The organism is Pseudomonas sp. GM50, from assembly GCF_000282375.1.
GTDB lineage: Bacteria > Pseudomonadota > Gammaproteobacteria > Pseudomonadales > Pseudomonadaceae > Aquipseudomonas.
In genome coordinates, this window is the sequence record NZ_AKJK01000102.1 from 53,246 (window position 1) to 75,467 (window position 22,222).

General features: G+C 60.9%; 17 protein-coding genes. 4 read left to right on the forward strand and 13 right to left on the reverse strand.

Translation table 11 applies throughout. The features are described 5' to 3' along the window. Positions 1-111 precede the first annotated feature (111 nt). The 13 genes from PMI30_RS06040 to PMI30_RS05980 are packed head-to-tail and all read right to left on the reverse strand — an operon-like array spanning position 112 to position 15,342. The gene (locus tag PMI30_RS06040; protein ID WP_008013113.1) at positions 112-2,031 is read right to left on the reverse strand and encodes a hypothetical protein; all 1,920 of its coding nucleotides are present in this window, start codon (positions 2,029-2,031) and stop codon (positions 112-114) included. Then, complete coding sequence (locus PMI30_RS06035; protein WP_008013115.1) at positions 2,028-3,332, reverse strand: lipopolysaccharide biosynthesis protein; 1,305 nt, start codon at positions 3,330-3,332, stop codon at positions 2,028-2,030. Before PMI30_RS06035 ends, PMI30_RS06040 begins: the two co-directional genes overlap by 4 nt. After that, a complete protein-coding gene (locus PMI30_RS06030; RefSeq protein WP_008013117.1) occupies positions 3,329-4,330 on the reverse strand; it encodes a polysaccharide deacetylase family protein in 1,002 nt (333 codons plus the stop codon). The genes PMI30_RS06035 and PMI30_RS06030 overlap by 4 nt, the downstream gene beginning before the upstream one ends. Before the next feature lie 12 nt (positions 4,331-4,342). Then, on the reverse strand, positions 4,343-5,479 hold the full coding sequence (locus PMI30_RS06025; protein ID WP_008013118.1) for a glycosyltransferase: 1,137 nt from the start codon (positions 5,477-5,479) through the stop codon (positions 4,343-4,345). Continuing rightward, on the reverse strand, positions 5,472-6,440 hold the full coding sequence (locus tag PMI30_RS06020) for a glycosyltransferase (protein ID WP_008013122.1): 969 nt from the start codon (positions 6,438-6,440) through the stop codon (positions 5,472-5,474). Before PMI30_RS06020 ends, PMI30_RS06025 begins: the two co-directional genes overlap by 8 nt. Then, a complete protein-coding gene (locus tag PMI30_RS06015) occupies positions 6,437-7,804 on the reverse strand; it encodes an O-antigen ligase family protein (protein ID WP_008013124.1) in 1,368 nt (455 codons plus the stop codon). The genes PMI30_RS06020 and PMI30_RS06015 overlap by 4 nt, the downstream gene beginning before the upstream one ends. Then, positions 7,801-8,856: a glycosyltransferase family 4 protein gene (locus PMI30_RS06010; protein ID WP_443216314.1), complete on the reverse strand. Its 1,056-nt coding sequence runs from the start codon at positions 8,854-8,856 to the stop codon at positions 7,801-7,803. The genes PMI30_RS06015 and PMI30_RS06010 overlap by 4 nt, the downstream gene beginning before the upstream one ends. Before the next feature lie 32 nt (positions 8,857-8,888). Then, positions 8,889-10,484 carry a GumC family protein gene (locus PMI30_RS06005; RefSeq protein WP_008013128.1) on the reverse strand — a complete coding sequence of 532 codons (1,596 nt, stop codon included), beginning with the start codon at positions 10,482-10,484 and terminating at the stop codon, positions 8,889-8,891. A 17-nt stretch (positions 10,485-10,501) separates the two neighbouring features. Continuing rightward, entirely contained in the window at positions 10,502-11,524 is a 1,023-nt protein-coding gene (locus PMI30_RS06000; protein ID WP_008013130.1) for a polysaccharide biosynthesis/export family protein, read from the reverse strand. Between the two features lie 22 nt (positions 11,525-11,546). Then, on the reverse strand, positions 11,547-12,191 hold the full coding sequence (locus PMI30_RS05995; protein ID WP_008013132.1) for a CpsD/CapB family tyrosine-protein kinase: 645 nt from the start codon (positions 12,189-12,191) through the stop codon (positions 11,547-11,549). Beyond that, a complete protein-coding gene (locus PMI30_RS05990; RefSeq protein WP_008013134.1) occupies positions 12,192-12,938 on the reverse strand; it encodes a sugar transferase in 747 nt (248 codons plus the stop codon). After that, positions 12,935-13,993, reverse strand: coding sequence for an NAD-dependent epimerase (locus tag PMI30_RS05985; protein ID WP_008013136.1), 1,059 nt, complete (start codon positions 13,991-13,993; stop codon positions 12,935-12,937). Before PMI30_RS05985 ends, PMI30_RS05990 begins: the two co-directional genes overlap by 4 nt. Beyond that, entirely contained in the window at positions 13,990-15,342 is a 1,353-nt protein-coding gene (locus PMI30_RS05980; protein WP_008013138.1) for a UDP-glucose dehydrogenase family protein, read from the reverse strand. The genes PMI30_RS05985 and PMI30_RS05980 overlap by 4 nt, the downstream gene beginning before the upstream one ends. A 390-nt stretch (positions 15,343-15,732) precedes the next feature. Between PMI30_RS05980 and PMI30_RS05975 the strand changes: the two genes are divergently transcribed. The 4 genes from PMI30_RS05975 to PMI30_RS05960 all read left to right on the forward strand — a co-directional run bounded on the left by PMI30_RS05975 (position 15,733) and on the right by PMI30_RS05960 (position 21,819). Then, on the forward strand, positions 15,733-17,430 hold the full coding sequence (locus PMI30_RS05975) for a sulfatase-like hydrolase/transferase (protein WP_008013140.1): 1,698 nt from the start codon (positions 15,733-15,735) through the stop codon (positions 17,428-17,430). Positions 17,431-17,614: 184 nt separating this feature from the next. After that, entirely contained in the window at positions 17,615-18,283 is a 669-nt protein-coding gene (locus PMI30_RS05970) for an ABC transporter ATP-binding protein (RefSeq protein WP_008013141.1), read from the forward strand. Between the two features lies 1 nt (position 18,284). Then, positions 18,285-20,756: an ABC transporter permease gene (locus tag PMI30_RS05965; protein ID WP_008013143.1), complete on the forward strand. Its 2,472-nt coding sequence runs from the start codon at positions 18,285-18,287 to the stop codon at positions 20,754-20,756. Further along, positions 20,746-21,819, forward strand: coding sequence for a lipocalin-like domain-containing protein (locus PMI30_RS05960; RefSeq protein WP_008013144.1), 1,074 nt, complete (start codon positions 20,746-20,748; stop codon positions 21,817-21,819). The genes PMI30_RS05965 and PMI30_RS05960 overlap by 11 nt, the downstream gene beginning before the upstream one ends. Positions 21,820-22,222 lie beyond the last annotated feature (403 nt).

Here is a 22,222-nt window from a genome sequence, read left to right on the forward strand (position 1 = left end):
GAACAGGTGAACGGGACGGTTTGTGTAGCTGGCCAAGTCTCCTCATGGCATTCATGTCAGTGCCTCCTGACAGGGACCGGTCGCGGTCGCGGTGATGCAAATTGATGGTATTCATGAGGCGCTCCAGCTCAAGGCGAACAGGGTTTCGCCCGGCAGGTCGAAGCTGACGCGACCGTCGTGACAGTTGAATTGAGCGCTACGGCTGCGGCTGTCGGCACCGAAATACACCAGCGTTCCCTTGGCCAGCGGGCACGTCGCCCCGCCCAGGTCGACACGCTGCAAGCGCACTCCCTTGTTGACCCCCAGTAAACTTCGCTGGCGTTCGGTGGCCATGGCCAGCACGTCGACTTCGAAGGCGTCGTTGTCCAGGCGCATGACGTTTTTCAGCCAATGCTGCTGGATGAATTGCTGGGCCAGGCCCACCGGTTTGAGTTCGAAACGATCACCGCCCAGCACCCGCACCATGCCTTTGGGGTAAGTCGGTTCGTCGGCGGCCTGGAACCAGTTGAGCATCTCCAGCAACCCGTCCTGGGCCGAGTTGATGACCACCGAGGTCCACCACAGCGAAGCGAAATGGGTTTCCTGATCGTAGGGGCTCAGGCTTGAGCCGCTGGACAGGTTGGTCTGGTCCAGCAGCAAGGCCTTGCGTGGCCGGCCCTTGGCATCGAGGCCCACCAGATCGGCGGCACGGCGCACGCTGTCGCGATAGACCCGAGTCGCCAGCAGGTCGCGAATCATCCATTCGTGCCAGGCGAGGGCGTCGATCTGCTCGCCGGATTCGGCCAGCAGGCGCCGCGCCCAATCGATACCGCGCTTGTCGACGGCGTTGTCGGCGAACGGGCCATTGACGAAGCGCGAAGTGGCGGGCATGGCGATGCGCACACCGGCCTTGGCGTTGGCCGGATCGCTGCGCACTTGCCGGGCCATGCTGTTGAAGATCGCCTGGTAGTCGGCGTAGCTCGGGTAATTGAGGTTCGGCTCGTCGGCGAACGCGATGTAGTGCGTACCGGTGCCGCCGAGGGCGCGAGTGGCGGCGAGCCAGGCGTCGAGGCCGGCGTTGCTTTGAGTGTCGGCGCGCAGATCGGCCTGACGCTGGCTGCCGGCCAACAGCGTGAGGTCCTGCGTGATGCCGAAGCGGTTCTGATAGAGCTGGCGGAACGCATCTTCGTGGTGCGGATTTTGCGCGGTGACGTCAACGAAGCTGTAGTAGGTGCCTGCCTGGGGCTTGAGGGCGTCGAGCGCTGCGAAACTGGATTGAGGGGGCAGCACGTAGGGCAAGTAAATGCCCAGGTTCGGGGTGGGGCCGAGCATCTCTTTGTGCAGGGTCAAGCGGGTCTGACCATCGTCCTCGCGCAGCGGTTTGAGTTGCTGTGGGTTCTGCGCAAACAGATTCGCCGTGCCATCGAGCCAGAACGCGACCTTGCCGCTGCCTTGCAGACGCAGGCGCCAGACCTGTTCGTCTGAAGTGACGGGTAATGCCACCTGATCGAACTGCCAATAGGCGCGATAGGGTTTCAGTGCCAGGGACAGCTGTTTGTTGTCGCCCACGCGCTGGGCCTGCAGGGCGTTGATCCCACCGTGAAACTTGCCGGCCAGTACGGCGTGTTCCCCCGGTGCGACCTTGAAATACAGCTCATCGCCGCCACGGGTTTCGGCGCTGAAATGCACCTTGGCCGGGGCGAACAACGCCACGGTGTGTTCGTCGTGTTCGATCGTGTAGCGGCGGAAACTGTAGCCCGGAATTTCCAGTCGATAACTGGCGGCACTCGGTGCCAGCGGCCAGCTCTGTTTGCCTCGGGTTTCACTGGCGGCGATCAGGCGCTCGCCCTTCAGGTTGCCGTTGCCATCGAGCAGGTACAGGTGTTCTTCGTTGGCATCCGCCTGCCAGGCAGGGACCCAGCGAATAGTCAGCGTGTCGGGGCGATCCGTTTGCAGGTACAGGCTGCCGTCGCGAATATCGGCCCAGCGCATGGGCGCCGCCTGGGCGCTCAAACCGAGGCCCAGGCTCAACAGCAGCATAAGGCGTTTCATGCCGATTTCCGTTGCAGCATCTGTAGCATCGGAGCCACATCGCTGGGCAGGATGATCAGGGTTTGCCAGGCCGGTACGCCACTCAACCGGCAATACATCACCAGCAGCGCGAGGGTTACCGCCAGGTAGGCGATGGACGATGCCGTCGCAGCGCCGACGATGCCGTAAATCGGGATCAGCAACAGGTTCAGGGCCAGGTTCAGCAACGCGCCGAGGCCCATCAACAGCGAAATCGTGCCGGGGCGGTTTTTGCCCAGCAAATCCAGGCGCAGGATGCTCGCATAACAAAGACCGAGCAGCCCCGGCAGCAGCGCCAGCAACGCCGGGTAGGCAGGCTGATAGGCAACGCCGAACAGCGTGACGATCAGCCATTCACCGATCACCGCCATGGTCAGGCAGGCACCGAGCATCACCGTGGCTGTCAGGCGCAGCGCCAACGGCGTCAGGCGATCCATGCCTTCGTCCTGTTGCAGCAGGCGTTTCATCAGCGGCGTGGTCACCGCTTCCGGGACGATCAGCAGCAACTCGGCGGCGGCGCTGGCCATGGCGTAATGGCCCAACGCCGTGCTGCCGAGCAGGGCGCCGATGAACAGGAAATCAGAGCGCAGAATCACTTGCTGGAACAACAGGTCCGGATGGCTGCGAGCGCTGTAGCGCAGCAGTTCATTCTGGCTGGCGCGGTCCCATTGCAACGCCAGGGGCTGAGCGCGCTTGAGCCAGAACCACCCGGCCAGAACCACCAGGCTGAGGCCGGCCAGCCAACTGATCAGCGCCGCTTCCAGGGCTGCGTCTTTCCACATCCAGAACAAGGCCAGAAACAGCAGCAATGGTGCCAGGGATTCCACCAGCCGCAAGGCGTTGAACGCCACCACGCCGCCCGACGCATTGTGCAAAGTCAGCAGACCGCTCTTGAGCACGGTCAGCGGCACCGCCAGCAGTAACAGCCAGGCAAGCAATCCCAGTTGCGTGGTGATGTCCAGTTCATTGCCGAACTCTCGCACCAGTGCCACCACCAGCAACGTCAGCAAACCCGCCAGCAGGCAACCAAACACCAGCACCTGGCTCAGCAACAATCCCATGGGCCGTTGCTTGGCGGCCTGATACCCCACCGCCGAATTCAGCCCGCCGCTGGTGGCGGCGCTGATCAAATCGGGCAGGGTACTGAGCAACGCAAACAGACCTCGCTCGCTGGGCCCCAGAATCCGCGCCAGCAATACGTTGCGCAGCAGCCGCAGGGCGATCATCGCCAGTTTGGTGCCCATGCTCAGGGCCAGGTGTTTGAGATAGTGGCTGCGACTCATGGCCGGGCTCCGCGATAGATGCGCCAGGACAGCAACTCCGGATTGCGCGCCGTGCGCTGGCTGATGCCGATTCGCGGCAAGGCCAATGGATCGCTGATGCCACGATAAATCCCGGCGGCGGTGCCCAAGGCAAACGGGAAATCATGATCCGCCACGTGTTCGCGCACCCGCGCATCATGGTTGCCATTGGGGTAGCAGTAGACCGGCAGTGGCCGGTTGCAACCGTTGAGCAGGGCATTGCGGCTACGGCTCAGTTCCTCATCCAGACGTTGATCGTCAAGGCCGGTGAGGATCGCGTGGCTGGCGCCATGGGGGCCGAAGCGGATCAACCCGCTGGCTTCCAGCGCGCGTACTTGATGCCAGTCCAGAGCCTGGGGTAACGATTCCTCCGGGCATTGATCGGTAAGCCGGTTCAGTTCGCCCGCAGGCAAGGTTTTCAGACTTTGTAGAAAATGCAAAAGCGCCAGGCTACGGCGCTGCACATCCAGATCATCGAGCAGCACCGGTAACGGTCGCCCAAGCTGTTGCAGGCACTCAATCAAATGCGTCCGGGCTTTTTCACCGTGGCTGTGCCAGAGGGTTTCCCCCAGGCTTTCCCACCAGAAACGTTGCCGGCTGCCAATGAAATCGGTGGAGAGAAAAATGCTTGCCGGCACCTGATGTCTTTTCAGCAACGGGAAGGCATTCAGCGCGTTGTCGCGCCAGCCGTCGTCGAAGGTCAGCGTGATTTTTGGTCGTCCGGTTCTGATGGCGCCCGGTTGCAAGATCTCCATCAGAGGCACGCAGTCGAAGTTCTTTTTCAACCAGGCGAGCAGATGTTCGAATGCCTTCGGCCCGACGCACAGTTCATTGCGATGGGGCAGGTCGGCGGCGCGGTCATTGGCCAGCACCCGGTGCAACATCAGGATCACCCCGGCACCGTGCAATTGGTGACGGCCTACCGGCGAGTTGAGATAGAGCCAGCCACTGGTGCGTTTTAATAATTGTTTGATCGCCATGGCGCGGTCCTTTCAACGATTTTGCTCGGGGTTCCATTGCGCGTACCGCTGGCCGCGCAAGAACTGCCAAAGACCGATACTCATCCCGGCAAGGGTCACCAGAACAAACGCGGCGAGGCGAAAAGGTTTGGGCAAACGGTGTTGCACATCCAGCAGGCCGACGATGGCCATCGCGTAACCGAGCAGTTGCGCGATCAGGCTCAGGCGATAGAAGCCATGTACATTCCACAGCCAGAGATTGCTCAGCAGCAATGGCAGCAACAGGATCGGTGCCAGGCGTCGAATCAGCTTGTGGCTGATCAGTGCAATCGCATACAGGCCATACCTCCAAGGGTTCAGCAGCTCCCGGCGCTGGGCCAGGCTTTGCAGGCCGCCGACGGTGACGCGCTGGCGACGACGCCATTGCTTGGCGATTTCGTCGACGCCCTGGTCGCTCACGTGTGCTTCGGGCACATAGACGATGCGCTTGAATGCCACCGGCGCGCAGGTGCTGATAAAAAAGTCGTCGTTGACCTCCGTCGGTACGTGCTGGAACAACTCGCGGCGCAGGGCAAGCAGGGCACCGTCGGCGGAGACCATGCAGCCGGTGCGGTTTTCCACCTTGCGCAACCAGCCTTCGTAATGCCGATAAAGGCTGTCGCCCAGGCTCAGGCCGTTGCCCGGCATCGGGATCCGCATGTGCCCGGCGCAAGCCCCGACCTCAGGGTCGGCCAGGGGCGCGAGCAACTGGCCGAGGGTGTCGGTCGCCCATTGGTTATCGGCATCGGTGAACACCAGAATCTCGCCCGTGCTCAGGGCGACGCCGGCATTCAAGGTAGCCGCTTTGCCCTGGCGGGGCAGGTCGAGCACGCTGATGCGCGGGTCGATGACCTTGTGCGCGCAGGCCACGGTGTCGTCGGTGGAGCCGTCGCTGGCCAGAATGATGTGTAGCGAACGTGCCTGATAATCCTGGATGAGCAGGGTGCGCAACTTCTCTTCGATATGTGGGGCCTCGTTGTGCGCGGCGATGATAATGCTGACATTCATCGGGGGGGCTGGCGCATGACGCCGCGCACGGAACAACGGCGCGATCAGCGTCAGCAGCAGCGGGTAGCCGAGCCAGGCATACACCGGCAATAACAGGCACAACCAGAAAATGAATTCAGCCACGGGCCGGCCTCCTGGCATTCCAATGACACAGGCTCAAAATGAGCGCGGCACCGGCCAGGTGCAGACGCACCCAATGCAGGCCCCACAGTTGCAGCATCAGGCCAACGTCATGGTGTTTCAGGCTCTGGCGCAGGCTCTGGGCGAGCGCTGGCAGGCTGGTGACGAACAGCGTGAATACCGCCAGCAGGGGGGAACCGTTGAACAGGGCGGATAGCGCCATGAAATCCAACACCCAGGCGATGATCGACAGCATCGGGAAACGCAGTAAACGCATATTCATGCCGTGGCTGCGCAGTAATTGCAGGTGACTTCCCTGACGCCAGAACTCCTTGCCCATCCATTCGCGCCAACTGCTCTCGTAACCCCAATGCAGGGCAACGCTCTGGTTGACGGACAGCAGGCGTGCGCCAGAGTGGGAAAGGCGCATGGTGAAATCCTTGTCTTCGCCGGTGCGCAGGTTTTCGTTGAAGCCGCGGACCTTGTCGAACCATGGACGACGCATCAACAGGTTGGAACTGGGCAGCCATCGCACTGTTTTCAACGTTTCATCGTTCGGGCGCAACGTGCGGCGTTGCCAGGCATTGGCATACCACGGGGCTTCGGCCGGGGTGTGCAGGTCCAGTCCCAGGACGTCGACCTGAACGGCGGGTTGGATGCTCAACAACAGCGTGAGCCAGTCCTCGGGCATTTCAATGTCGGCATCAATGAAGGCCAGCCATTCGCCTGTGGCAACGGCGGCGCCGCGATTGCGCAGCGCACCTATCAGCAGGCCTGGCAGAACCAGCACCTGCGCGCCCATTTGCCGCGCAATGTGCGGCCCTTGATCATTGGATCCGTTGTCGGCCACGATCAACTCGCATTCCAGCCCTGCGGCATTGGCGGCGCGTTGCGCAGCGAGCAGGGTCCGGCCGATGTGCCGGGCTTCGTTGTACATCGGGATGACAAGGCTGATGCGGCTCATGCCTTGGCCTCCGTCGGCGGACGTTCTTCAGCCTTGAGGCGTAACACCCAGGACAGTGCGAGCATGATCCACAGGTATTTGTGATTCGGGGCGCTGAGGAACATCAAAAACAGCATCAGCGACAGATAGCTGATGCCCAGGTGCGTGATCAGGTCGGCCTGGTCCCAATCCCGTCGCAGCATCCAGGCGTGACGGGCACGGACCAGGTTGTACATCCCAAGGCCCAGCATGCCGACGAACAACAGCCCGGCGGGAATCCCCAGTTCACTGAAGATTTCCATGTAAGTATTGTGAGCGCGACGGTACAGGTCGCCGGGCTTGCGGTTGGCGGAAAACACCTTGGCGTAACCGGAGGTGGCATAGTGCAGCGGGAAGGTGCCAGGGCCAGAACCGAGCAACGGGTCCTCACGAATGATCTGGCTGCCGACCACAAGGTATGACGCGCGGCGACCGAGGGACTCGTCCTGGCTTTTGGCGCCTTCTTTCAAGACGCTCAAGGACTGGATGCGCTTGAGGTAACCGGCCGGCATCGAATAAATCCCCACCGGAATCACGATCGCAAGGCCGAGCATGGCAAAACCCAAGTGGCGCGGCCGGATGCGTGGCAACTGCGCGCGGTAGTGCCAGGCGCCGATCATCAAGCTCAGGAACAGGACCACCAGCCCGGAACGGGAATCGGTTTTGGTCATGCCGCCCAGCAGCAAAATGCAGCAGCCGCCCCAGAACAATCGATGCAACAGGTTCGGGCCGCGGATCACCAGCAGCAGGGCCAACGGCACGGCGAAGGCGATCAGCAGGGCAAACGAGTTCGCGTCGTCCAGCAGCCCGGCGGCGCGGCCCTGGTCCTGATACTTGGTGGAGAACATGGCCAGGGCGCTGGTCGTGCTGACGCTGAGGGTCACCAGCCGGGCGAACAGATCGAGGTTCAAGTCGCGGCCGATCAGCAAGGTGATCACAAACAGAACCAGGCCGACACTCAGATCCCGCAGATGGCTCTGGGACATGTCCAGGTTGTCGGTATTGATCATGCTTAACCCGTACAACACCATGAACCCGATCAGGTAGCGCCAGATGTTGCTGCGCAGGCGTTCGGATGGAATCTGGTGAAGGGCCAGCTGCAACATCAGGATCAGTGCCAGTGACGCACCGATGAATTTGGTGCCCGACAGCGCGTTGCCCTTGAAGAAACCTTCGAACGGCACCAGCGCCGCGATGCCCAACAAACCCCAGGCAGGTTTTCGGTAGAGCACCGCGACCGCCACCAGGCCCAGCACCGCGCCGGGCGCCAGATACGGATAAGGGCTGGCCAGCAAACCGAGGCAGACCAGGGCGAGCAGGCTGACGATCGAGAGCGGAAAGATCACGCGCGTGCCTCCCGTGCAGTACGGATATAAAGTTGCGACCAGCGTTCGGCCAAGGCCTTCAGGTCGTAACGGTCCAATTGCGTACGTCTAGCGTTGTCGATCAATTCGCGAGCCAGTGCCGGCTCACTCAGCAGCGTGTCGATCTGCCGGGCGAGGGCGGCGCTGTCGGTGGGTGTCGCCAGCAAGCCGTTGTGCCGGTCTTCCAGTACATCGGGAATCCCGCCGACGCTGAACGCCACCACCGGCACACCGGCCTGCATCGCTTCCAGCAAAATCATCGGCGTGCCCTCGGTGCGCGAGCTGATCACCAGCGCATCGAGTTGCTGCCACCATCGGTTCATGTCGGTCTGGTAACCCGGCAAGGTGATGCGTTGGTGCAAGCCGGCGGCGGCAATCCGCGCCAGCAGGGGCTCCTGTTCCGGGCCATCGCCGAGCATCACGGCGTCCAGTTGCGGGTGTTGCTGACAGAGCGGAATCAGCGCATCGAGAAACAGGTCCGGGCCTTTTTCATTACTCAGCCGACCGACGTAACCCGCCAGCCAGCGCAGGTGTTTGGCAGGTGGGGGCAGCAGATCGCTGGCGGTTGGCAGACCATTGGGAATCACTTGCACTTTCTCCGTCCGGACACTGGCCTTGCGGTGCAGCACGGCGATGCTTTCGGCCACGCAAACCACGCGATGCACCGACGCCGTGCGACACAGTTGCAAACTCAGCCAGCCGTAGAGGCGTTGCTTGCGACTGCGTGGGGTGAAACCGTGTTGAGTAATCACTAACGGCAAGTCCAACAACGTCGCACTCACCCAACCAAATAACAGACCCTTGAAATTGTGCGTGTTGATCAGTGGATGTTCAGCCCGCCGCTGACGTAAATGACGCAGCAATTCCCTGAGTCCCGAACAATTACGGCAGTCAATCCCGGCCCCGCGAAATCGCGCGATCAGCGCTGGCGGCGCATCGAGAAACAGCACTTGGTGCCGCCCCGGCGTCGCCAGGCAATGGTCCAGCAGCATTCGCTCAGCCCCATAGAAGCCGCCGCTGCTGATCAAATGCATGATCGGCAGAGCGCTGGCGCTGAGCGGCCCGTTCAATGGCGCACCCAATGCACGAAGCTAGGCACGGTCCAGTTTTTGTGCGGGTTGTTCGGCAGGGCGTCCTGATCGTTAATCACCAACAGCACCGGCAAGCCCAGTTCATGGGTGATTTGCGCTGGGTGTTTGAAGCGGTGATCGAAGAACTCACGCACGTAGACGAAGGCAATCGCCAGCAACAGACCGGTCAGCATCCCGAACGGAATGATCAGGATCGGTTTGGGGAACGCTGCATCGGTCGGTTCGAACGGCGGGCTGAGTACCCGGGCGTTGGACATATCGTTGTCCAGCAAGCCGGCGGAGCTGCTTTCGGCAAAGCGCTGGGCGTAGGTGGAGAACGCCGCGTGCAAGGCATTGATCTCGGTGTCCATCTGCTGCAACTTGCTTTGAGCCACTTGCAACTGATGGATGCGGTCCTTGAACGCGGCGATGCGCGCGGTTTTTTGCTTGATCACCGAGGTGACAATCGCCAGGTCGTTGGTGCGCTCCTGAATCCGGTTGCTGACGATTTTCAGGAACTGCTGACGGGTGCGGGAAATCTGCTCACGGGTCAACAGCATCGGTTCACTGCCCGGCTGGAAGACCGCCAGGTCGTTCATGTAGCGGCTGACCTGAGTGGTCAGTTGTTCACCGAGCTGCCTGATCTCCCGGTCTTCGAACGCAATGTTGTCCACCGTGGTGGTGAAGGTGAAGGGGAAGGTGTAATCGCTGAGCCGGGACGTATTGGTGGCTGACGTCAGGGCGGTTTTCAGGTAGTCGAGCCAGCGCTGGCTTTGCAGCAGGCGATCCTGATACAGGCTCAGGGCCTGTTCCTCGGTGTTAATGGCATTGAGGCGGAAGGTGATTTCTTCCTTCGGATCGGACGAAGCCACACCTTCGAGCAACGCCAGTCGTGTGCCTTCCAGGCCATCGAGACGCACCTGATATTGCTTCTTCTTGGTTTCGTAGAAGCTCTGCGGCAGGTCGATTGATTGCAGTTCCTGACGGTTGACCAGGTAGTTTTGCAGCAGCGCCGCGACAAACCGGGTGCCTTGGGCCGGATCGCCAAAGCTGTAGACAATGGAGATTACGTTGGAACCCGGCAGGGTTTCGATTTTCAGGTTTTCGGTGGCCTGCTGGGTGAAGACATCCAGGTCGGTATCCCGCACGGGATCGGTCTCAAGCCCGAACGCATCGCGCACCGGATTGACCACGTATTCACGCAAGGGGGTGGTCACAAAACGTTTGATCGGTTCGGTCACCAGTTGGCTGAAGATCCCGGGGTTGGGCGCGTACTCGCCTTTATCCCGCAGGTCGCTGATGGTCTGACGGATCAGGGCCGGCGAACGCAGGATATTGCTCTCGGTTTCCATGTCTGCCAGTGAGGGCGGAATGAATGAGGCATCACCTTGGGTCAGGGATGTGGTGGCGTCTCCCTGGGAGAGTTTTTTGGACTGCACGATCACCTGCGCGGTGATGTCGAAGCTCTGCTTGAGCATCAGCGGCAAGATCAGGGCGATCACTGCAAAGATCAGGAAGACTCGCTTCACCAACTTTTTGTTGGCGAAGAAAATCCTGAAGAACTCATGCAGGTAGTTTTCCTTGGGGTTCATGGTCGGTCACCTGAGAGTTAGTTACTGCCGCCTTTGTTGTCGACGCGGTAGCCAAAGGTGAAGCCCACCCCCTGGAATAACACCACGTCAGCCAGTTGCCGCGCGAGCTCACCGGCGCTGGCCAGTTTGGTCTTGGGCACGTAGAGCATGTCGTCCGGTTGCAGGTAAGCAATCTGCGACGCGTCACCGGACAAGGCCTTTTCCACGTCGTAGTGCACGGCCTGCACCTGGTTGCCGGTGCGGCGCATGATCACCACCGAATCGAGCCGCGCCTTGACGCTAGTGCCACGGGCCAGGGTCAGCGCTTCAAGCACCGAGACTGGCCGGCGAATCGGGTAGGAGCCCGGTTGCGCGACTTCACCCAGCACATAGATTTCGTTGCCCGAGGTGGATTTGAGCATGACGTCGACCGTCATCCGTCCCGGCAATTGCGCGTAGCGTTGATTGAGGAAAGTCTCCAGTTGGTTGACCGTCATGCCTTGCAGCGGTACGGAGCCGATTTCCGGGAAACTGGCATAGCCGTCGTTGCCCACGGTGATCTCCCGGCTCATGCCGGTAGCGGGGTGGTTCAGCGCGCTCTTGAGGTTCTGCTCGTTGCTCAGCGGGCTGGTGACCAGCACGGTCAGCTGGTTGCGATTGGGCTGGAACAGGGCTTTGCGGTTATAGACACGCTGGATTTCCTCCCGCGCCTGGACCGACGTCAGCCCGCCGATTTTCACCGCGGTGTTGGCTCCTGGCAGTTCGATGGTGCCATCGGGCAACACCAGTTGCGTGCCGTTGAGCTGGCTGGCCGCGGTGAAGTTCAGGGCGACCTGGTCACCGGGTTGAATCCGATAAGCCTGCGAACCGCTGGTGCTGATGTGGAAGATCACGTCCAGCACGTCCTTGGGCCGCAAGGTCTGTTCGACCTTGGGCATGTCGGTCGCCTGGGCGTTGGCCGGCTCGGCCGTGAGGATCTGCACCGGCATATTCTGGGTTTCACTGGTGCTGGAGCAACCTGCAAGCGGCAGCAACAGCAGGAGAAGCATTTTGGCGTTCATGGCGTCATCCTTTCTGCGGTGGCTACAGGTTTTTGTAGAGCCATTTGGGCATGTAGTACTTGCGCCGGTTGAAGACGCTGCCCACCAGTTTTGCGCCGGCCTGGGTCAGGCGCTGGACCGCGGCCTGGGACACTTCCCAGCGCGTGTCTTCGGCGCGCACCACCATGATCACGCCGTCCGCCAAGGTGCTGATGACCAGAGTGTCGGCGGCCGAATACACCGCGTCGCCGTCGATCACCACGAAGCGATACCGATCGCCCAGTTGGTTGAGCAACGGGGCCAGCTGTTCGGTCGTCAGGTGCTCGGCGCCACGGATGTGCCGCCCGTTCGGCAGGATGTGGAAGGGCAGGCTGGAGACATTCACCAGGCAGTCCTGCAGCAGCGGCGGCGAGTCGTTGAACAGCAGGTCGCGAAAGCCGCGTTCTTTGGTCAGCCCCAGCTGTTGGGTGAGGTTGCCCTCCGACTGGCTGGCGTCGACCAGCAGCACTTGGCCGCTGCTCATTGACGCCAGTTGGCTGGCCAGCGCCAGGGCGCTGGTGGTGGTACCGGTGCCTGCATTGGCAGCGGTCAGGAAGAGGATCCGCAGATCCAGGTCGAGCACGGTCGAGGTCAGGTTGGACTCGCTCGGGCTGGCGATGGTCAGGCTTTTATTCGATGAACCGTCCATTTAACTCGCTCCGTGGCCGCTGAATACTTTGAAGGGGGTTTTCAACAGGATCTTCAGATCAAGCAACAGGCTCTGCTCGGCGATATAGCTGAGGTCCAACTCAACGCGCTGGTCGAAGTCGATATTGCTGCGCCCGGAGATCTGCCACAGGCCGGTCATGCCGGGGTAGATGCTCAGGCGTACAAGGTGGTTGTCCTTGTAGCGATAGGCGTTGAACGAGGTCGGTCGCGGACCGACTAAACGCATGTCGCCGCTGATGACATTGATCAGGTTGGGCAACTCATCGAGGCTGCTGCGCCGCAGGAAGCCGCCAATGGGGGTAATCCGCGGGTCGTTGTCGATCTTGAAATCGATGGCGTCGGCGCCGTGCTTGTTCAGGTGCCGCAGGGACTCCTTGAGCTCCTCGGCGTTGATCACCATGGTGCGGAACTTGTACATGCCGAACAGGCGGCCGCGGTAGCCGGTGCGCTTTTGCACGAACATCACCGGCCCCGGGCTGCTGAACTTGATCACCAGCGCCAGGCCCAGCAGCACAGGGGACAGCAGCAGCAGAATCATCAGTGCACCCAGGCATGCAACCACCCGGTTGGTTCGCGACAGCGTCCAGGGCCGACCACCGTCGCGGCCGGTCAACCAGCCGCGGCCCTGCATGTGGATCGCTGAGTCCAGGCGCATTCGGTGTTCGGGGTCCAGGCGTTTGTCACGCTGCATGTGATTGAACAACACGCCTTTTTCATGTCCAGTCATAGAGTCCTCCGCTGAAGCCCTTCCGCGAGTGGCGAGTGGGCGTTGCGCAGTGGGTAGTAGTCACGGAACCAGGCGATGAATCGTCCGAGTCCTTCATCCAGCTCGATCCGTGGCTGGAAACCGGTAGCCTGGGCCAGGTCGCTGGCATCGGCGCAGGTGTTGAGCACGTCGCCCGGTTGCAAGGGCAGCAACTCGACGAGGGCTTTTTGTCCGAGGTGTTTTTCCAGCAGCGCCAGGTAGTCCTTGAGCTCCACTGGCTGTTGTCCGCCAATGTTGTAAATGCGCCATGGCGCCATGCTGCTGGCCGGGTCCGGTTGTTCGCGGTTCCAGTGCGGTGCTGCTTGGGGGGCGCGCTCGATCAGACGGGCGATGCTCTCGATGATGTCGTCGATGTAGGTGAAATCACGCTGGTGCTGGCCGTAGTTGAACAGCTTCAGCGGCTGCCCTTCGGCAATCGCCCGGGCGAACTGGATCGGCGACATGTCCGGCCGGCCCCAAGGCCCGTACACGGTGAAAAAACGCAAACCGGTGCAGGGAATGCCGAACAGATGGCTGTAGCTGTGGGCCATCAACTCATTGGCTTTTTTGGTCGCGGCGTACAGCGACAACGGATGGTCGACGCAGTCCTTGACCGAGTAAGGCGTGTGCTGGTTGGCGCCATACACTGAACTGGACGAGGCATAGATCAAGTGCTTGACCGGGTGGTGGCGGCAGCTTTCGAGGATGTTCAGGAACCCGCTCAGATTGCTGTCGACATAGGCCCGGGGATTTTCCAGGGAGTAACGCACCCCGGCCTGGGCCGCGAGGTGAATCACCACCTCCGGTTGTTCACGAACAAACAATGCGTCGAGGGCCGTGGCGTCGGCCACATCGACTTTCGCGAGCTGGAAGTCGCCGACTTGCTTGCGCACCCAATCCACGCGGTCGTGTTTGAGTTGCGGGTCGTAGAAATCGTTGAAATTATCCAGCCCGAAAACCTCATGCCCGTCGCGCAACAACCGCAACATGCAATGGGCTCCAATGAAACCGGCCGCTCCAGTGACGAGTATCTTCATGGCCGTGGCGCCTCGGGAGCGATGTGCCGAAGCCCGATGCCGCTGTAGTGCAAACCGGCCGCCGCCACGTGCTCCGGGTTGTAAAGATTGCGCCCGTCGACGATCACCCGCGCGCGCAGTTTGCTCGCCAGCAGATCGAAGTCGACCACACGGAAATTCTTCCACTCGGTGCAAATCACCAGCGCGTCGGCATCTTCCAGGGTGTCGTCGCGGGTGGCGCACAGGTGCAGGTCATCGCGGTAGCCGTAAATGCGTCGGCACTCGGACATGGCTTCCGGATCATAAGCCTGCACGCTCGCACCTTCGGCCCACAGCGCCTCCATCAGATAACGGCTGGGGGCTTCGCGCATGTCATCGGTATTGGGCTTGAACGCCAGGCCCCAAATCGCGATGGATTTACCAGCCAGGCCATCGGGAAATAGCGCCTGCAGTTTGCTGAACAGAATGTGCCGCTGGCTGTCGTTCACTTCGGTGACGCTGCGCAGTAGACGCAATGGCATGCCGTTGTGTTCGGCGGTGTGCAACAGGGCACGCAGGTCTTTGGGAAAGCACGAGCCGCCGAAGCCACAGCCGGGGTAAATGAAGTGGTAACCGATGCGCGGGTCCGAGCCGATGCCTTTGCGCACCGCCTCAATGTCGGCCCCCAGCAACTCAGTGAGGTTGGCCAGTTCGTTCATGAAACTGATGCGGGTGGCGAGCATTGCGTTGGCGGCGTACTTGGTCAGCTCGGCGCTACGGTTGTCCATGAACATGAGCTTTTCGCGGTTGCGGCAGAACGGCGCATAGAGTTCGCTCAATTGGTTGCGCGCTTCATCGTCATTGGTGCCGACGATGATCCGGTCCGGGCGCATGCAATCGGCCAGGGCGCTGCCTTCCTTGAGAAACTCCGGGTTGGACACCACCCGCACGTTCAACGCCTCTTTGCCACGGCGTTGCAGTTCTTCGTTGGCGGTGCTTGCCACCTGGTCCGCGGTGCCCACCGGCACGGTGGACTTGATGATCAGGGTGCGATCGGACTCCATGAAACTGGCGATCTGCCGAGCCACTTTCAGCACATGGCTGAGGTCGGCGGAACCGTCTTCATCGGCGGGTGTACCCACCGCGATGAAAATCAGTTCGGCGTGTTCGACCGCGTCACTGGCCTGAGTGGAGAAGAGCAGTCGACCGGCCTTGATGTTGTCTTCCAGTGTGCTGGACAGTCCCGGTTCGCTGATCGGGGGCACGGCTTGCTGCAGTTGCCTGATCTTGTTGGGGTCGATATCGACGCACAAGACGCGATGTCCGACATCGGCCAATGCTGCGGCTTGAATGAGGCCTACATAGCCCGTACCAAATACGCTCACGTCCACATTGGCGTGCCTCGTAAAACGGTGGATGTAACTGAAATGAGACTGTCAAAAGGGGTATAGCCCAGCCATGGGAAAGAGAGTCAGCAAAATGACGGGTAACGCTACCGGGAAAACCCCGATTTCACGGGCTCTTTGCCATCAAGTGCTTGCCGCTGCTGGATTTGCCGCGGTTTTGAGGGGTTTCTGAGGATTTGAAGAAAACGATAAACGGTCGTAAGGCTTGAAACACAAGGGTTACAGGCGTTTTGGAGTGTCAGATTTGAGGCAACGTTTTTTTGACGCTTTTGGCAAAAAACCGGCATTTCTTGCGCTTCGAGGGCTCGGTGCTAGTGTCAGAAAGTGGCCGACAGACTATTGGCCAACGCTGTTCGCGGAGTGACGCCAACTGCCATGATCCGATACCTCAAGGAACTGTTGCTGGTTCTGTATTTACTCAAAAACTACGACGACTACCTTGATCGCCTCACTGCACTGGGCATCGGTTACCCGGTGTTGCTGTATGGCGGGATGTTTGTGGCACTGACGGTAGCGCTGTTCATGACCGCGTACATCCGTCAGACGCTGATCCGTCATCTGTTCGCGTTGGCGATGTTTGGCTCGGCGGTGTTCTTTGACGTCTATACGCAAGTGACTGCCGGCTACATGACTTACAGCAGTTTTGTGTCGCTGGTGTATTCCGGTGGGTTCATTCAAGAAGCGGCTTACCAGTACCGCGATGCAATCATCAGCGCGATGGTCAGTGGTTTGTTGCTGCTGTTCGGTATCGGGCTCAAGCCGCGTCGACGAGCGCCATTTCCGGGTACGCTGTTGGTGTCGGCGCCGGTGCTCGGGATGCTACTGCTCAGCACCGTGCTGTTCGTGCGGGCCGGCGAGGGCGCCCGTGGCTTGCCGATCATGTACACGCCACTGGCCTATTTGAATCTGTTCACCTATGAAGCGCTGCACAACACCGTCGGCCCGCGTGAGCCGGTGAGCCTGACGCGCATCGATCAGCCGGTGGGGCACGACATCGTGCTGATCGTCGACGAGAGCATTTCCGGCAACTACCTGGACATCAACACGCCGTTCGGTGTGCACAGCAACCTCAAGGAACCGCGCCCGGGCGTGGACATTTTCAATTACGGCTACGCGGCGTCCATCGCCAATTGCAGCGCCGACACCAATGTCACCCTGCGCTACGGTGGCACCCGCGCCGACTACACGCGGATCAACAGCACATTGCCGTCGATCTGGCAGTACGCAAAAAAGGCCGGGCTGCGCACCGTTTACATCGACTCCCAGCGCACCGGCGGCAACTTGCAGAACCTGATGAACGCTGCCGAGAAAAAGGACATCGACGAGTTCGTGCAATTCGACCAGACCAGCGTGCGTGACCGCGACATGGCAGCGGCGGCCAGGCTGATCGATCTGCTCAATGACGGTAAGCCGCAGCTGGTGGTGATCAACAAGGTCGGTGCGCATTTTCCGGTGCACGACAAGTACCCGGACGCGTTTATGGCTTACCGCCCGACTTTGCCCCGTGGGCAGTTTGTCGAAGTGGCGGATACGGGCACACGCGATGGTTTCAACGGTCAGCCGGATGATTGGTTGCTGTACCGCAACGCCTATAAAAATACCGTGCTGTGGAATGTCGGCGAGTTCTTCGCACGGGTGTTTGCTCAGGCGGATCTGAGCCATGCGCTGCTGATTTACACCTCGGATCACGGGCAGGATCTGCACGAGCGCGGTAACCCGGGGCTCAATACTCACTGCGGTGGTAATCCGGTGGAGGAGGAGGGGTTGGTGCCGTTGGTGGTGATCCAGGGCAGCGATTTGAAGACCCAGGACTGGCAGGCGCAGTTGCCGGCCAACAAGGATCGCTCCAGTCACTACAACATTTTCCCGACGTTGCTGCAGGTGATGGGTTATGACCTGGCGGGGATCGAGGCGGTTTATGGCAAACCCTTGAGTGTGCCGACGGTGGACGATTTCACGTTTAACTATCGTTTCAATGCACGGCTTGGGGCCAAGCCGGAGTGGAAGCACATTGACCTGAACAGCATTGTGACGCCGGAGCGGGTGGTGCCGAGTGTGGCGGTGGGGCAGTGAGGTTTTCGATGGAATGACCCGGCCTCATCGCGAGCAGGCTCGCTCCCACATTGGATTTTTGGTGTACACAAAATTTGCGTTCACACCTATCAAATGTGGGAGCGAGCCTGCTCGCGATTAACGATAACGCGGTCCCGCTGCCGTCCGCTATCCTAGGCCCACTGCCTTCAACGAGTCTCCCCTCATGCTTTCGGTCCAGGGCGTCTTCAAAAGCTACGCCACCCCCCAAGGCCCACTGCCGGTATTGCAAGGCGTCGACCTCACGTTGAAACCCGGCAGCAGCCTGGCGCTGATGGGTGAGTCGGGCAGTGGCAAGAGCACCTTGCTGCACCTGATCGCGGGGCTGGACAAGGTCGATCGCGGCAGCATCCGCAGCGGCGAGCATCGGCTGGAGCAGATGAACGAAAGCCAATTGGCGAACTGGCGGCGAACCGAAATCGGTCTGGTGTTTCAGCAGTTCAACCTGATCGGCAGTTTGCGCGTCGAGGATAATCTGGCGTTTCAGGCGCGCCTGGCCGGGCGCCACGATCCACGTTGGCAGGCGCATCTGGTGCAACGTCTTGGGTTGGGAGATTTGCTGCGGCGCTATCCGGAGCAACTGTCCGGTGGGCAACAGCAACGGGTTGCCCTGGGGCGCGCCCTGGCATCGCAACCCAAACTGCTGCTGGCCGACGAGCCCACCGGCAGCCTCGATGAAGCCACCAGCGATGAGGTGTTGAAGTTGTTGCTGGAGCTGCTCGACGACAGCCCGACGACTTTGCTGATGGTCACTCACAGCCCACGGGTCGCCGCGCGGTTGGCGGACAAAGTGGTGCTGCACGGTGGCCGTCTGGCTGGCGCGGACGAGCGCTGAGGTGCGGGTTTTTCGCGAGACGCTGCGGGCGCTGCTCAGCCATTGGCGACAGCACCCGGTGCAATTTTTCAGTGTGCTGACCGGGCTCTGGCTCGCCACCAGCCTGCTGACCGGCGTGCAAGCGCTGAACAGCCAGGCGCGAGAAAGCTACGCCCGGGCCAGTCAGCTGATCGGCGGCGAACCACAAGCCAGCCTCCGTGCGCCCGGCGGCGGGGTGTTTTCCCAGCAATTGTTTGTTGACCTGCGTCGTGCGGGTTGGCCGGTTTCACCCGTGTTGCGAGGCCGAGTGACGCTCAAGGGCCATGAAGACCAGAGCTTGCAGTTAATGGGGATTGAGCCGGTGTCGCTGCCGACCGGTTCCGCAGTGGCCGGGCGGTCGTTGGCGATCGAGCAGGTTGTCGAGTTTTTCACCCCGCCGGGCAGCACCTGGATTTCGCCGCAGACCTTGCAGGCGTTGGGCTTGCACGAAGGTGAAACCCCGGTGGCCCAGAGCGGCATCACCTTGCCGCCGCTACGGGCCCAGACCGACATGGCGCCCGGTGTGTTGCTGGTGGACATCGGCTTCGCCCAACAGATTCTGCAATTACCGGGTCAATTGTCACGGCTGCTGCTGCCCAAGGACTTCACTGCGACCCTGCCTGATGAGCTCAAGGGCCAACTCCAGTTCAAAAGCAGCGGCGAAGAAAACAATCTCGCGCGCCTGACCGAGAGCTTCCACCTGAACCTCGATGCCTTGGGCTTTCTGTCGTTCGTGGTCGGCCTGTTCATCGTTCACGCGGCGATCGGGTTGGCGCTGGAGCAACGCCGAGGATTGCTCAGAACCCTGCGCGCCTGCGGGGTCAGTGCCCGCCTGTTGATTGCCTGCCTTGCCGTCGAGCTGGGTGCTCTGGCGCTGATCGGTGGTATCGCCGGCGTCGTCAGCGGCTACCTGCTGGCCGGCGTGCTGTTGCCGGACGTCGCCGCCAGCCTGCGCGGCTTGTACGGCGCCGAAGTGCCGGGGCAGTTGAATCTCAGCCCGCTGTGGTGGTTCAGCGGTATCGGCTTGAGCCTGTTCGGCGCCTTGCTGGCCGGCGCCAACAGTTTGCTGCGGGCGGCGCGGTTGCCGTTGCTGGCGCTGGCCAATCCGCAAGCCTGGCATCAGGCCCACGCGCGCTGGTTGCGGCGCCAGGGTTGGGTCGCCGCCATGGCTGCGGTAATTGCGTTATTGGCATTAAGTTTCGGCGACAGCCTGAACAGTGGCTTCGTGTTGATGGGCGCGTTGTTGATCGGCGCCGCACTGGCCTTGCCGGTGGTGTTGAACAGCGTACTCAACTGGGTGCTTGGGCGCAGTCGTTCGGTGCTCGGCCAATGGTTTCTCGCCGACTGCCGCCAGCAACTGCCGGCCCTGAGCCTGGCCTTGATGGCGCTGTTGTTGGCGCTGGCGGCAAACATCGGCGCCGGCAGCATGACCGCCGGTTTCCGCCAGACGTTCAGCAACTGGCTCGAACAACGCCTGACCGCCGAGCTGTACCTCAATCCGCAAAATCCCGCCCAGGCCCGAGAGCTGCACACCTGGCTTGACCAACAACCCCAAGTCACCGCGGTGCTACCGAACTGGCAAGTGTCGATCCAGTTGCAGGGCTGGCCGGCGGAGGTTTTTGGCGTGATCGATCACCCGACCTATCGTCAACATTGGCCGCTGCTCGAAGCCTTGGGTGACAACCCTTGGGAGCGACTGGCCAAGGACGACGCGCTGATGCTCAGCGAACAACTGGCCCGGCGGTTGAAGGTACGGCTCGGTGATCACCTGACAATCCCGACGCCGAATGGCCCATGGTCGCCGCGGATCGTCGGGATCTACGCCGACTACGGCAATCCCAAGGGGCACCTGCTGGTCAACATTAATCATCTGCTGCGCGGCTGGCCGCAGTTGACGCCCAACCGTTTCAACCTGCGCATCGAACCGGCATCGATCCCTGGGTTCCTGACCGCGCTGCAAGCACGCTTCGCCCTGGACGATAGCCGCATCGTCGATCAGGCCCGGCTCAAAGGCTGGTCCACGCAAGTGTTCGAACGCACCTTCGCCGCCACCGCCGCGCTCAACAGCCTGACCCTTTGCGTCGCGGGCGTGGCGCTATTCATCAGCCTGCTGACCCAGAGCCAAAGCCGCCTCGGGCAACTTGCGCCACTGTGGGCGCTGGGTGTAACCCGTCGACAACTGATGCTGCTGAACCTCGGGCAAACCTGGCTGCTGGCGGTACTGACGCTGGTGCTGGCGTTGCCCTTGGGCATCGCATTGGCGTGGTGCCTGGACACGGTGATCAACGTTCAGGCCTTCGGCTGGCGTTTGCCGTTGCGGGTGTTTCCGCTGCAACTGTTGCAGTTGATGGGCCTGGCGTTGCTCGCGACATTGCTCGCGTCGGCGTGGCCGTTGTACTCGCTGTATCGCACGCAACCGGCGGATCTGCTGAGGACGTTTGCTCATGAAGATTAAGGTCGGTGTGTTGTTACTGGCCGCGCTGCTGAATGGATGCGACAACACGCCTGCGCCGGAAAAAGGCTTCGCCGGCCTCGGCCATCAGGCCGCCGCATTTACCCCAGTGGTGCCCGGGCGAGTATTCAGCTTCCCGGCGGATCACGGCCCCCACGATGGCTTTCGCATCGAATGGTGGTACGTCACCGCCAATCTCAAGGACGATCAAGGCCAGGAATTCGGCGCGCAATGGACGCTGTTTCGTAGCGCCTTGAAAGCGTCCCCCGAGCAACCCGGCTGGAGCAATCAGACCATCTGGCTGGGCCATGCGGCCGTGACTTCCGCCACGGCGCACCATGCCGCCGAACGCTACGCCCGAGGCGGCGTCGGCCAGGCCGGAGTGAGCCTGACGCCGTTCAAGGCATGGATCGACGATTGGCATTTCAGTAGTCAGGCTGCCGATGCCGATGCCCTGTCGGACCTGCAACTCAGCGCTCGCGACAAGGCTTTCAGCTATCAGTTGCGACTGACTTCTACGAGGCCATTGGTGCTTCAGGGCGACAAAGGCTTCAGCCAGAAATCCGAACAGGGCCAGGCGTCGTACTACTACAGTCAGCCGTTTTTCCAGGCCAGCGGCACCCTGGAAATCGATGGCAAAACCTACACCGTCAGCGGCCCGGCCTGGCTCGACCGCGAGTGGAGCAGCCAACCGCTGACCGCCAACCAGACCGGTTGGGACTGGTTCTCCCTGCACCTGGACAGCGGCGAACAGGTCATGCTCTATCGCATGCGGCAAAAGGACGGCGCGCCATACCTCACTGGCACCTGGATCGACGCCCAAGGGCAGACGCAGTTATTGCATGCCGACGACATCAGCCTCACTCCTCAGGAGAAGGCCAAAATCGCTGGCCGTTCGATGCCGGTGAGCTGGTCGATCAAGATACCCGCCAGGCACCTCGAAATCACTATCAGCGCCCTCAACCCCAAGGCCTGGATGGATTTGCGCATTCCCTATTGGGAAGGGCCGGTTCGGTTGAGCGGCAGTCATGGCGGGCAGGGGTATCTGGAGATGACCGGGTATTAAGATCAAAAGATCCCGAAGCCTGAGGAACACGGCAAACCTTCGAAAACCCGGCCGGCCAATCCAAAACCATCAACGTCGAAAAGCCTGAAGTCCAGGCGAAATTGAAAGATCTGAAAGTGGGGCAGAGCGTTGTGGTGACCTATACCGATGTGCTGAAAGTGACCAGCCAGCACCCAAGCTGATCATTACTTGTACGGATTGATTGTTCTTGTGCGAATAGTTGTATAAGAACAGTCAGTTTTAATGGTCGAGCTGGTGAGTTTTAGAAGTTTGTATCCGGTTTTTTAGCAAAGACTTACGAAATGTTACGTGCATAAATTTCATGTTTATACAGAGGACATATCGGCCAAATTCTATTAAAATCCTTCCCGTTCGCCCGGTGTCAGGGCTCTTTACCGGTGCA

Coding starts and splice junctions, on each gene's coding strand:
- PMI30_RS05990 (WP_008013134.1), bottom strand. CDS start 12,938: ATGACTGGACATGAAAAAGGCGTGTTGTTCAATCACATGCAGCGTGAC.
- PMI30_RS06040 (WP_008013113.1), bottom strand. CDS start 2,031: ATGAAACGCCTTATGCTGCTGTTGAGCCTGGGCCTCGGTTTGAGCGCC.
- PMI30_RS05985 (WP_008013136.1), bottom strand. CDS start 13,993: ATGAAGATACTCGTCACTGGAGCGGCCGGTTTCATTGGAGCCCATTGC.
- PMI30_RS06030 (WP_008013117.1), bottom strand. CDS start 4,330: ATGGCGATCAAACAATTATTAAAACGCACCAGTGGCTGGCTCTATCTC.
- PMI30_RS06010 (WP_443216314.1), bottom strand. CDS start 8,856: ATGCATTTGATCAGCAGCGGCGGCTTCTATGGGGCTGAGCGAATGCTG.
- PMI30_RS06000 (WP_008013130.1), bottom strand. CDS start 11,524: ATGAACGCCAAAATGCTTCTCCTGCTGTTGCTGCCGCTTGCAGGTTGC.
- PMI30_RS05975 (WP_008013140.1), top strand. CDS start 15,733: ATGATCCGATACCTCAAGGAACTGTTGCTGGTTCTGTATTTACTCAAA.
- PMI30_RS06035 (WP_008013115.1), bottom strand. CDS start 3,332: ATGAGTCGCAGCCACTATCTCAAACACCTGGCCCTGAGCATGGGCACC.
- PMI30_RS06020 (WP_008013122.1), bottom strand. CDS start 6,440: ATGAGCCGCATCAGCCTTGTCATCCCGATGTACAACGAAGCCCGGCAC.
- PMI30_RS06005 (WP_008013128.1), bottom strand. CDS start 10,484: ATGAACCCCAAGGAAAACTACCTGCATGAGTTCTTCAGGATTTTCTTC.
- PMI30_RS05995 (WP_008013132.1), bottom strand. CDS start 12,191: ATGGACGGTTCATCGAATAAAAGCCTGACCATCGCCAGCCCGAGCGAG.
- PMI30_RS05960 (WP_008013144.1), top strand. CDS start 20,746: ATGAAGATTAAGGTCGGTGTGTTGTTACTGGCCGCGCTGCTGAATGGA.
- PMI30_RS05970 (WP_008013141.1), top strand. CDS start 17,615: ATGCTTTCGGTCCAGGGCGTCTTCAAAAGCTACGCCACCCCCCAAGGC.